The organism is Caldococcus noboribetus (genome assembly GCF_055389385.1).
In genome coordinates, this window is the sequence record NZ_AP042475.1 from 320,792 (window position 1) to 332,777 (window position 11,986).

General features: G+C 49.7%; 9 protein-coding genes. 8 read left to right on the forward strand and 1 reads right to left on the reverse strand.

Features of this window, described 5'->3' with window-relative positions; genetic code table 11:
• Positions 1-168 precede the first annotated feature (168 nt).
• A complete protein-coding gene (locus tag ACZ5GQ_RS01715) occupies positions 169-2,520 on the forward strand; it encodes a DUF3536 domain-containing protein (RefSeq protein WP_498856931.1) in 2,352 nt (783 codons plus the stop codon).
• 77 nt (positions 2,521-2,597) lie between these two features.
• Here the strand turns inward: ACZ5GQ_RS01715 and ACZ5GQ_RS01720 are convergent, their stop codons facing one another.
• Positions 2,598-3,071 (reverse strand): NUDIX hydrolase, encoded by a 474-nt coding sequence (locus tag ACZ5GQ_RS01720; protein ID WP_498856932.1) that lies wholly within the window; start codon positions 3,069-3,071, stop codon positions 2,598-2,600.
• Positions 3,072-3,192: 121 nt separating this feature from the next.
• Here ACZ5GQ_RS01720 and ACZ5GQ_RS01725 point away from each other — a divergent pair, with 121 nt between their 5' ends.
• The 7 genes from ACZ5GQ_RS01725 to ACZ5GQ_RS01755 all read left to right on the forward strand — a co-directional run bounded on the left by ACZ5GQ_RS01725 (position 3,193) and on the right by ACZ5GQ_RS01755 (position 11,979).
• Positions 3,193-4,182, forward strand: a complete 990-nt coding sequence (locus tag ACZ5GQ_RS01725; RefSeq protein ID WP_498856933.1) for a TIGR00269 family protein — start codon at positions 3,193-3,195, stop codon at positions 4,180-4,182.
• Entirely contained in the window at positions 4,183-5,250 is a 1,068-nt protein-coding gene (locus ACZ5GQ_RS01730; RefSeq protein WP_498856934.1) for a radical SAM protein, read from the forward strand.
• A 75-nt stretch (positions 5,251-5,325) separates the two neighbouring features.
• On the forward strand, positions 5,326-5,598 hold the full coding sequence (locus ACZ5GQ_RS01735) for a hypothetical protein (protein ID WP_498856935.1): 273 nt from the start codon (positions 5,326-5,328) through the stop codon (positions 5,596-5,598).
• A gap of 3 nt (positions 5,599-5,601) precedes the next feature.
• Positions 5,602-8,787 carry an isoleucine--tRNA ligase gene (gene ileS / locus ACZ5GQ_RS01740; RefSeq protein WP_498856936.1) on the forward strand — a complete coding sequence of 1,062 codons (3,186 nt, stop codon included), beginning with the start codon at positions 5,602-5,604 and terminating at the stop codon, positions 8,785-8,787.
• Positions 8,787-9,413 carry a CRISPR-associated protein Cas4 gene (cas4, locus tag ACZ5GQ_RS01745; protein ID WP_498857339.1) on the forward strand — a complete coding sequence of 209 codons (627 nt, stop codon included), beginning with the start codon at positions 8,787-8,789 and terminating at the stop codon, positions 9,411-9,413. Before ileS ends, cas4 begins: the two co-directional genes overlap by 1 nt.
• Positions 9,414-9,461: 48 nt before the next feature.
• Positions 9,462-10,424 (forward strand): AAA family ATPase, encoded by a 963-nt coding sequence (locus ACZ5GQ_RS01750; RefSeq protein ID WP_498856937.1) that lies wholly within the window; start codon positions 9,462-9,464, stop codon positions 10,422-10,424.
• Positions 10,414-11,979 carry a vWA domain-containing protein gene (locus ACZ5GQ_RS01755; RefSeq protein WP_498856938.1) on the forward strand — a complete coding sequence of 522 codons (1,566 nt, stop codon included), beginning with the start codon at positions 10,414-10,416 and terminating at the stop codon, positions 11,977-11,979. Before ACZ5GQ_RS01750 ends, ACZ5GQ_RS01755 begins: the two co-directional genes overlap by 11 nt.
• The last annotated feature ends 7 nt before the right edge of the window (positions 11,980-11,986 follow it).

An 11,986-nucleotide genomic window follows, 5' to 3' on the forward strand; every position in this document is an offset into this window, starting at 1 on the left:
AGCTTAGATACCTTGGCATTGGCACCACTTCTCTCGTAAGTCAAGTCCTCACATAGCCCAAGAGTTAAAAATAAAGTCTAGGTAGGTAGCTACTAGTTTAAGCCGTTAGGCGAAGAAATATAGTAATATGCTTTTAAATGTCCATGCGTTAGAGCGCCCTGAGCGCAAATGGACGCAAGTGCTGTGAGTACTAACAGGTACCTGGCTATCTTCGGTCACTTCTACCAACCACCCAGGTTTAACCCATGGACTGAAGAGGTAGACTATGATCCTTCGGTCAAACCTTATCATGACTGGAACGACCGCATAACCAGGGAATGCTACGAGAGCAACGCTATGGCCAAGCTTGAGGACGAGCAGGGCCTCGTTGAAGATTTCTTCAACAACTACCTCTATCTTACCTTCAGCTTTGGCCCCCTTCTTCTTGACTACTTGGCCAAGAGGTACCCTAATGTGCTTAATAGCATAGTTGAGGCAGATAAGGAGAGCGTGGTTCATAGGTCAGGTCATGGAAATGCGCTGGCCCAGCCTTACGCTCACATCATAATGCCCTTGGCCAACAGAGAGTACAGAGAGACAGCCATAGCGTGGGGGATAAAGTACTTTGAAAAGTACTTCGAGCGCGAACCCGAAGGGTTTTGGCTTCCTGAGGCCGCAGTCGATAACCTAACGCTGGAAATTCTAAGCGACTATGGGATAAAGTTCGTCCTCCTGGGGCCAAATCAGGCAAAGGCCGTTAGGATACCTGAAGGCCCTAAGAGGCCCGTTGACGAAAAGAGCGTCAATACCAGGGTGACCTATAAGGCCATACTTTCCTCCGGAAAGGAGATAGGAGTGGTGTTATATAATAAGTGGCTCTCAGGCCTTGTAGCCTTTGGCGATGCGCTTAAGAGCGGTGAGCTCCTGCTCAGAAAAGTCCTCGAGGCGTTTGACCCTGGCAGCCCATCGCCTCAGCTGGTCACAATAGCGGTTGATGGAGAGACCTTTGGGCATCACAAGAAGGGGGGCGAGGTAGAGCTGGCCAGGGCCTTTTCCCTAGCCCCTAGTTATGGAATATCACTCACCAACATCTCAGAGTTTTACTCCAAGATATCACCACCAGCCTATGAAGTTGAGATAGCCGAGAACACCTCGTGGAGCTGCCCACACGGCATTGAACGCTGGAGGAGCAACTGCGGCTGTGGCTCCGATATAAGGCCTGGGTGGACTCAGGCCTGGAGGACTCCCCTCAGAACCGCTGTAGATTTGGTGGCCTCGGAGATTATGAACTCGTACCTTAAGATTAGCAGTGAGTTGTTTGCAGAGCCCAGGAAGGCATTATTAGACTACGGTTCTGTGCTGGCCGAAAACTCTTCTTCAGAGGCCACGGAGGAGTTCCTTAAAGAGCACCTCAGGGTCACTGATGAGAGATCCAAGAGTTTAGCTCTAAGGCTTCTAGAGATGGTGAGACAGGCGCTCTTGATGCAGTCAAGCGACGCCTGGTTCTTCGAGGACATATACAGGCCTGAGCCCATACAAATAATGCTTCACATGAGGAGGGCGCTAGAACTTCTCAGGGAGACTTCCGGTAATGACATAGAGTCTAAAGTTCTTGAAATTTTAGATAATGCAAAATCCAACGATCCCTCCGCTGGGACCGGAAAGGACATCTATATGAAGTTCGCCGTGAGCGCCGCTATGACGCCAGAGAAAATAGCTGCAATGCTTGCAATGAGGCTCCTCTTTGAATCGATGCCCCAGGAGACAGACTTCTACTCATATAGAGTCATTATAGAGAGGCTCTCACCGCTCAAATTGGGAAGGTTTAGGGCCCTAAGCGGTGTGGCAACTCTCATATCCAGGGTGACGTGGACCTACCATCACATAATGTTCGCGGCCATATACTATGGATGGTATGACGTTTTCGGTGGCGCTAAGACTATATCGTCTATGCAGGAGTACGAGAATGTTGAAAAAACCATATCAAGTATGTTCTCTAAAGGTATGATGCCCGATCTTGTAAGCTACCTTAGCTCTGTGTTTGGTGACGGTTTTATAGACCTTCAGAGATCCCTAAAGGACGAGCAGAGAATATTACTTAACCACGTAATGGAGAGCGCAACTATAGACCTCTCACATCAGTTCGACGTCCTTTATGATAACTACATGCCACTCATGCAATACGTGAGAATACTTGGCATGGATTACCCAAGGGTCTTTGAGCACCTGGTAGAGTATTTTGTAGAGAAGTCCATATTACAGCTCCTGGCTGAGAGCCCCCTCAACACATCCATAATTATGGAGCTCAGCAAATGGGCGGCTAACAGCAGCCTAAAAGTCGATCATGAAGTGTCCAGGGCCTACGCCTCCAGGATGTCAGATTTGCTGAAGGTTCTTCAAGAGAATCCCTTAAATGAGCAGGCCCTAAGAGACCTCAGTTTGTTGCTCTCTTCATATAAAACGCTGGGCCTTGGCGAGGACTACCTGCACTCGGTACAGGCCGAATTTGTCAAGCTTAGAAATAAAGTTCTTCGCGATTAGGCTGCCCCAGCAGGTTAACGATTTATATAAAGTCATAGCATTAAATCTTAAAGTAAAGTACCCGTAGCCTTAGCATTTTAATGACCTTCATCAACTGGTGCCGTCTCTCTAAGTTTTTCGAGTATTCTAAGAGTTAAACCCCAAAGAACTAAATCGTTGCCAAGAAGTATTCCATATACTGCCCCCCTCCTTCTATGTTTTACAGGACCGGGCTCCTTCAGGTTATTTATGTTGACCCAGAAGACTGCGTCCACCTCCGGATCCCTTGGCCTTGGATCTATGGGGCCTCTGGGCTCGGCCACTATGGCCTCCGTATAAATCTTAGGCTCGGAGAGGGTGTTAAAGATTCCCAGCTTACCACGAAGCCTTACTAAGCTTGGATGAACCCAGGCCTCCTCCCAGGCCTCCCTCAAGGCGGCCTGCTCAGGGGTTTCACCTTCCCTTATAAGGCCTCCCGGCAGGGCCACGTCGCATGCAAACCTTGACTTAAGGGAGCAACTCTTCCTTTCAAGTAGGACGTGGGGTGGCGAACCCCAAAGTAAGATTAGCACCGCGGCAGAAGGCTTTTGACTGGGCATAGCTCCCCAGAAGCAAGTTCAACCGCTGCTTATTCACTTTATTGAAAACACGTATAATAGGTCTAAAATAATAGCTAAGCCTCAGGAAGAGGCCTTGCCGCCTCTCTGCAGCAGGTGCGGCCTAAGACAAGCCGAAGTTTACCAGCCTCAGAGGGGCGAGCCTCTTTGCCGCGAATGCTTCTTCGAAGACATTACTGCCAGAGTTAAGCGGGAGGTAGAAAGGTGGAAAATGATAGAGCCTGGAGACGTCATTCTTCTGGCCCTCAGTGGCGGCAAGGACGGCTACACCCTGCTTGACGTAATGAGCAGAATTTACAAGAGTAGCAGGCTCATAGGCCTCAATATAATTGAGGGCATCCATGGCTATAACAAGGAGGAGGATGCTCGATATCTAGTGGCGACCGCTAAGGAGTTTGGCATTGACGTAATAGTAACCTCGATAAAGGAATACACTGGCCTTAGCGTTGATGAAATTATGTACAAGGCTAAGGAGCGCTCCACCCACATCAGCGCCTGCACTTATTGCGGCATAGCTAGAAGGAGGATAATGAATTATTATGCGAGGGAGCTAGGCGCCAACAAGCTTGCCACCGCACATAATCTTGACGATGAAAGCCAGACCGCTGTCATAAACATACTTAGAGGGGACTTTGAGAGTCTGCTGAGGCAGCACCCTCTGGCAGAGCTCATCAAAGACCCTATGTTGGTCAGAAGAATAAAGCCCCTCCGTAAGATCTATGAATGGGAGACCGCCACCTTCACATTCCTCAAGGGATATCATATACAGGAGACAGAGTGCCCTTACATATATCAACTTCCAACCCTTAGGGCCAAGGTCAGAAGGGAGCTCTACAAGTACGAGAGTGAGCATCCGGGGGCGCTGCTCCACTTTATGGAGAGCCTTGATAGAATTCTTGAGCCTATAGCCGTCGGCATTAAACCCAGAAGCGACCTAGGAAGGTGCATTAGGTGCGGCGAGCCCACTCCGGATGGAAAGGCCCTCTGCAAGTTGTGCGAGCTGCTCGAGGGCATAGGAGTTGACAGGCCGCTTTACTCCATCAGGAGGCTGAGGGTCAGCATCTAGGTGAAGACCTTGTACGATTGCGCATATGATATAAAGGAAGGCCCTAAGGTTTACAACAGGACTCTTTATAAGATTTACAGGGACTTCCCCCTCATGGGGCACATAGCTTTTGGCGTTATTGAGAGGGGGTCTAATGTTATACAGGTAAGGCCCTCCACGCTCTGCTTCCATAACTGCATATTCTGCAGCGTTGACGCTGGCCCTGGCTCAAGGCACAGAAGCGCTGAGTACATGGTTTATGACGTGGAGTGGCTAGCCAGATGGGCAGGGGAGGTGGCCAGGGCTAAGGGCGGCGACGTTGAGGCCCTCATAGACGGCGTTGGCGAGCCGCTTACTAACCCGTTGATAGTGGAGCTTGTAAGGCTTCTAAAGCAGGAGAAAGGCATAAAGAGGGTTGCCATAGAGACTCACGGAGGCTCCCTCTCAGTAGAGCTAGGCAAGAGGCTCTATGAGGCGGGCCTTGATAGGATAAACCTGAGCATTGATGCCATCGACCCTGGGCTTGCCAGAAAGATGGTTGGAGTTCCATGGTATAACGTTGACAGCATAATCCGAACTGTTAGAAAGCTTATCGAGGAGACAAAGCTTGACATAGTTTTTACCCCTGTGATTGTACCTGGGCTTAACGACAGCGAGCTGCCGCGCATAATTAGCTTGGCTAGAGAGCTTAGGCTTGGCTCCAGGAGCGGCTGGCCCACTGGCGTCTTAGCTCAAAAGTATGAGGAACACAAGTATGGTAGGAGGCCCCCGGGAGTTAGGCCGTGGAGTTGGGGTAAATTCTATGCTTACCTTAGAGACCTTGAAGCTAAGACTGGCTATAAGTTAGCGCCCTCGCCAGTGGAGCTGGGCTTCAGACAGACCTCCAGAATAGACAAGCCCTATAAGAAAGGCGACAAAGTTACCCTGATGGTAGTCTCCGAGGGATGGCTTAGGAACGAGATGCTTGGAGTTGATCCCGAGTGCACCAGGGTCTTTTCAATAGTTGGTGCCAGAGCCCCCGTTGGCTCAAAGGTAAGAGTAAAAGTGATTGAGGACGATAATAACATTTATATAGCTAGGCCCGAGTAAGCAAAGCCTTCGAAGTCATTTAGCTCTTAAAAAGCCTAAATAGCTTTCAAGGCACCAACGGTACAGGTGTGTCTAATGCCAGATAAAGAAGGCCCAGCAGTTCACAAGAAGCTCTACAGAATTTATTACACGGCCTATTATGACTCTGAGCACGAGGAAGTTAAGAGAAAGCTTAAGGAGAAGTATGGGGTTGAACCTGTAGACATAAAGTCTTCGGTGCTGCCAGAGTTCAGGTTCCTGGAGCTACCAATAGCGAAGGAAGGCCTTCAGGACGAGATAGCTAAGATAGTATCTTCAATAGTAGGCTCAAAGTACGTTAAGGTGGACTGGATAGATACTGGGGTGTGAGGCTTGAAAGTCCCAGGCTACCTAGCATCTGACAACAGGCCCCAACATGATATAGAGGACTGGGTCTTCAGCTTCTGGGAAAAGAACGACATATATCACAAAATAAAGTCGCTTAAAGGCAATAAGGGGAAACTCTACTTCCTTGATGGGCCTCCTTATGCAAGCGCCTCTACGATACACCTCGGCACGGCATGGAACAAGGTGCTTAAGGATGCGCTGCTCAGGTATTACAGGATGTTAGGTTATGATGTATGGGACAAACCCGGCTATGACACCCACGGCCTACCCATAGAGATCCTTGTCGAAAGAATGTATAACATAAAGAACAAGAAAGAGATAGAGACATCGGTTGGCATAGAAAGGTTTGTAAACACGTGCCTCAACGTGGTCAAGAATAACATAAAAGGCATGACAGAGAACTTCAAGCAGCTTGGAGTCTTCATGGACTGGGAGAACCCTTATGTTACCTACTCAGACGACTACATAGAGTCCGGCTGGTACCTGTTCAAAGTAGCTCATGATAAAGGCCTGCTCTATAGGAGTCAAAGGGTACTGCACTGGTGCCCTAGGTGCGAGACCACTTTAGCAGATTACGAGGTCTCCGAGTACACCGAACTAGAGGATCCCTCCATCTACGTGAAGTTTAAGGTAAAGGGCGGTGATAACCTTTATCTGCTCATTTGGACTACAACCCCTTGGACGCTGCCAGCAAACGCGTTTGTTATGGCTCACCCAGACATGGAGTACGCAGAAGTTGAAGCCAACGGTGAAAGGTATGTCTTGCTCAAAAGTAGAGTGGAAGCAGTAATGGGGGAGGCAGGCATAACTAACTACAAGGTTATCAGGACATTCAAGGGATCCGAGCTTGAAGGCCTCGAGTATACACACCCGCTTGAAGACATAGTTCCAGCTCAGTCAGTTCTCAAGAAGTATCACAGGGTTGTGATGGCGCCGGAGGCTGTGGTGGCTACCGAGGGAACAGGCCTAGTTCACTCAGCCCCAGGCCACGGCGATATAGACTTTGACGTAGGCTCTAAGCTTGGGGTGCCGCCCATAAGCGTAGTTGACAACCAGGGCAGGTTAACTGAGGAAGCTGGAAGGTACAAAGGTCTTTACTTCAGAACAGAGGCCAACGAAGCTATAATTAATGACCTGCAGAGCAGGGGAGCGCTGCTTCACGTAGGTAAAGTAAAGCATAGGTACCCTATATGCTGGAGGTGCAAGACGCCGCTAGTTCTCAGGACCACGGAGCAGTGGTTCATAGGCGTCAGCAGGCTGAGGCAGGAACTGCTCAGGCAGCTCGACAACGTTGAGTGGGTACCCTCATGGGCCAAGAGCAGGATAGCCTCACTAGTAACCAATATAGAGGACTGGGTGGTCAGCAGGCAGAGGTACTGGGGCATACCCCTGCCCATATGGGTCTGCAACAGCTGCGGCCATGTAGAGGTCGTAGGGAGCGTTGACGATATAGTCAGACTCGGAGGCCGTCGCCCCGAGCATCTGCACAGGCCGTGGATTGACGAGGTCACCCTGAAGTGCCCCAAGTGCGGCGGCACTATGACTAGGGTTCCTGACGTCGCTGACGTCTGGTTCGATAGCGGCATAGCGTTCTATGCTAGCCTGGGCTTCCCCAGGAACAGGGATACCTTTAATCGCCTTATGCCTGTTGACTTTGTGCTCGAAGGTCATGATCAGCTGAGGGGCTGGTTCTTCAGCCTCCTGCGCTCAGGCGTGATAGGGTTTGGCAATGTACCTTACAGAAGGGTGCTAGTTCATGGGTTCGTCCTGGACGAGCAGGGCAGAGAGATGCATAAGTCCCTTGGCAACTATGTCGCTGTTGAAGATATCCTGAAGAAGTACCCACGCGACGTCCTCAGGCTTTACCTGCTGCGTAACACCACATGGGAGGACCTCAGATTTTCATGGCACAACATAGACATAACGGCCAGGGACTTCACTATAATGAGGAACGTGTATGCGTTCGCCTCGCTTTACATGAGCTTGGACGGCTTTGACCCAAAGGCCGTTACCCTTGACTCAGTAAAGGATTATCTTGAAGTTGAGGACCGCTGGCTCCTGTCAAGACTTAACAGTTACCTTTATGAATATAGGAAGCGCTTTGATGGGCTTGAGGTTCACGAGGCCGCCCGCATATTAAGGGACTTCATAGTTGAGGATGTCAGTAGATGGTACCTGAGGCTCATAAGGAGGAGAGTATGGGAAGAGAGCGACACGCCTTCAAAGAGGGCCGCCTACGCAACACTTTATGTAGCACTTAGGACTTGGATTCTTATGGCAGCCCCAATAATGCCCTTCCTGAGCGAGTACCTCTATCAGAATTTCGTCAGGCCTGCCGAACCCGATATGCCGGAGAGCGTTCATATGGCCCTGCTGCCTGAACCCGACACCTCACTCATAAATAAGGATCTTGAAGGTAAAATGGAGATCATAAGGAAGATAACCGAGTACGCGCTGTCGGCTAGAATGAAGGGGGGCATTAAACTAAGGAGGCCTCTTAGGACGCTGTACATATCGCCTTCGTCACAGGAGGTGCAGGACGCTGTCAGGGAGCTTCAAGGCCTGCTTACGCAGGCAGTTAACGTCAAGGAGGTTAAAGTTGTGTCTTCAGAACTTCTCAATGAGCTAAGGGTGTACAGCCTTGAGCCTGAGTTCAGCACTATGGGACCTGACTTCAAGAAGCTGACCCCCCTTGTTATAAAGGCCCTGCAGAGCGACCCTACAGCGGCGCAGGAAATACTACAGAAAGGTTTCTATGATATTACTGTTAACGGACAGAAGGTGAGAGTGGAGAGGAGGCACGTGAAGATAGTTGCAAAGTACCCAGAGTGGCTCTTAGCTGAGGAGACGCCTTATGGCACGATAGCCCTTGATAAGCGCATCTCTGAGCAGGAGGCCCTTGAGGGCACTGCGAGAGAAATAATAAGGAGGGTCCAGTACATGAGGAAGCAGGCAGGCCTCTCCGTGGACGCGTACATAGAGCTCTGGATCAATGGTGATGAGGAGCTTCTCACTGCGGCCAAGGTCCTTGAGGATTACGTTAAGTCCGAGACTAGGGCCATTGCAATACATTACGACTCACCCCCTGAGGGTGTGAAGCCTAGCGAGTGGGAGGTTGATGAGAAACGCCTGAGCTTGGCGATAAGGGAAGTCAAAAGAAACCAACAATAATAAGGCCTAGCGACCTTCACACGTTCGGCTATTGTCCAAGGCTCGCCTTCTTTGAGCTTTACATGCCAAGAAGGAGAAGCCTCCCTGAGGTTCTAAGGCTCTTCTTAGGGAAAGCTTTTCATGCCCTGTTCGTCCTTAGAGATAAGATTAAAGGCTACATGAACGAACATGACTTAGTTTTAACTTTAAACGAGAACGTCATGATAGTTGGCCGGGCAGACGCAATCAGAATAGACGAAGGGAAGGCGCACATTATTGAAAGGAAGAGCTCAAGAGCACCAAGGAGAGGGGCGTGGATAAGCGACATTATTCAGGCCGGCGCCTATGGACTTATAGTTGCCAAAAACTACCAGCCTCAGGAAATTACTGTCGAGGTCAGGTATCCAACGGCATCAAGAGTGTTTAAGTTTGACAGCAAGCTTTCAGCCCTGGTACTTAAGGCTGTGGATGACTACCTTTTAGTGAAGAAGAACGGGATACTTCCAGCAGCCAAGAGGGGCCGTCGCTGCAACAGCTGCCCGTACAGGGACGTCTGTTTCCTTCTGGACTTAGAGGGCGAGGAGGCCAAGAACTTAGAGGAGCCGGGCTCATGGCTTATCAACATTGATACTATAGAGGAGCAGTAAGGCAAAAACCCTTTAGTCAGCGCAACCACAGAGGCAGGAGTAGCTGAAATGGAAAGCTATAACAGTGATAAGGAGGACCCCATAGAGGCGAAGGCAAGGGAAATTTACTCACAGATTTCAGAGACGGCAAAGCCTGTGAGAAACCCAGCAGAAGCCATCAAAGTGCTTGAGGAGCGGTTTAAACTACTGGTGGACCCCAGAATAGTTAAAGTGACCTTCGCGGCTTTTATGATAGGTAAACCGGTGCTTTTTGAGGGGCCTCCAGGCACTGGCAAGACAGAGATTGGAGAGGCCCTCCTGAGGCTGTGGTCTGGCAGGGATCCCTTCGTGCTACCCGCGTCGCCGGATTATGATGAATATAAAACTATTGGTGACTTCCACCCTCTCATGGCCATGAGATACGGCTTTAACGAGAGCTCGTTCATTCCAAGGCCCCTGCTCGCAGCTATGATATTGGATGCCGGGGTGCTAATAGATGAGATCAGGAGGAGCAATGAGGACTTCCAGAATATGCTGCTGGACATAATAGATAAAAGGAGAATTGTCGTCCCTGAGCTAAAAAGGTCCTTTAAGGCTAAAGGCCTAGGATTTCAGTTTATCTTTACTAGCAACCCCGCAGACATAGCACAAGGTGAACTGAGCGACGCCTTCCTAAGGAGAGTAGTCAGAATAAGGTTTACATACCCCGACCCTGAGACTGAGCTCAAAATAATAATGCTACATGTAAATGACAAGCCCCCCGTAAAGGACTCCTTGTTGAGAAAAGTTGTCAACGTAATTAACGCCCTTAGGAGCTCCAACGACTTGCTACATAAGCCAGGCGTTGACGCATCCATCTCCTGGGTTCGTCTAGCTCAGGCAGTTGCAAGGACTGAAGGAAGCGTAAGCGTGCTTCCGAGGCACTTAATTGAGACGGCCGCAGCAGCGCTCATAAAGGATCCAGCTGATGAAGACGTAGTATACGCGGTAGTTAAAGAACACATCGGCGAAGGGGCCACCCATGAGGAATGACCACCTAATAAGTCTTGTGCATAAGCTGGCAATGCAGCTCAGGCGTCAAGGCAAAGAGGTCAGCATAGATGAAGAGCTGGCCGCAGTATCCTTGGCCGACGCTTACTCTAGCCTCAATGGCCACTTGGATAATGATGATATAACCACGATAATTCTAGCTACGCTAGCTAAGGATGAGGAATCAGAGACATTAATAAAGAAATTACTACCTATGTTATTGGCGCAGAGTGATAGCCTTGAAAAAGACCTTATAAAGGGAGTAAATGAAAGCCATGAGCTGGAGTCGTATTACAACGCTGTAGATAGGCTGCAGTACATGTATGAAGTTCCTAAAAATTCGCGCAAGCTAAAGTATGTTGCTAACATGCTAGCTAAGATGGGCGAACTGAAGGACCCTCGCATAGTTGCCAAGATTCTAGAGCGGAGGCCCTCCATAGCGTTAAGTGTTGGCAAAGAGAGAAGCCTAGCAGCAGTCAGATATATGAGTATGGAGAAGGCCGCGGAGGTCGTGAGAAGGCTTATCGCAGATGCAGACAGCTATGAGGAGGCTCTAAGTATAGCAAAGGCTGTGGACCCCAGGCTGCTCTGGAGGGTTGAAGTCAAGGGCCTCGTAAAGGGGTCCCCGCTTGAAGCTTTAGTTAGGGCGTCCATCTCATTGAGGTACTCCTTAGCCTATCTAAATGACCAAGAGCCTCAGTACCTCCAGTTTGCAGTGAATGAAATCGAATCCACTGAGAAGTCCCTTGGTAAGGCCCATGAAGGCGAACTTAAAGAGATCGCCAGAAGCCTCCTGGACGAGGCTAAGGCCATAATAGGGGTTGCCCAGGGGGACTTGGGCTCCCTAGCTAGCTTGCCGCTGGAGACCCTAGTTCCAGTTATCCAGGACCTCTACATCACCGCTGAGGATCAAAGGAGGAGAAGGGCCCTTGAACGCCTCTTGGATCTTTCGCTTGTCAGAACATCAATAAGCTCGTATCAGGGCAAGAGAATAACTTATAGCGCGACCGGTGGACGGCTTGACTTAAGAAGGTCTGAACAGAAGTACATAAGGATGATCAACAATTTTATGACCTACAGAAGCCGTGAGAGAGTAAAGAGCTTTTCGCTCCTACTGGACGTCAGTGGCTCGATGAGAACATATTCCTCTATGGCTCTTGCAGCCGCTGCTTCTGCCGCGGATGGCATAGATACGCTTGTGCTCTTTAATGATGCGGTGAAGATCGTAAAAGGGCCTCTGAAGAGGCAAGCCATAATAAGACTGTTGGCATCGCTTAGATTTGATGGATATACTAACATTTCCCAGGCCATAAAGGCCTCTGAAGGCTCTAGGAGGGCCATCTTGATATCAGACCTAAGGCAAACAGTTAAAGACTCCGAACCTTCTGAAACCATCTGTAGCTTTATCAATAGCGGCCGTAGGCTTGCAGCCATTACGCCTCCATCGGTAAGCGAGGCTGAGCTCTCAAAGATACGGAGCTGCGGCGCGATAGTAACCACAGTGGGCAGGCAGAGCGACGTCATAAGGGCCTTTTCAGAGATCCTCAGGAAAGTTTAAGTCGACG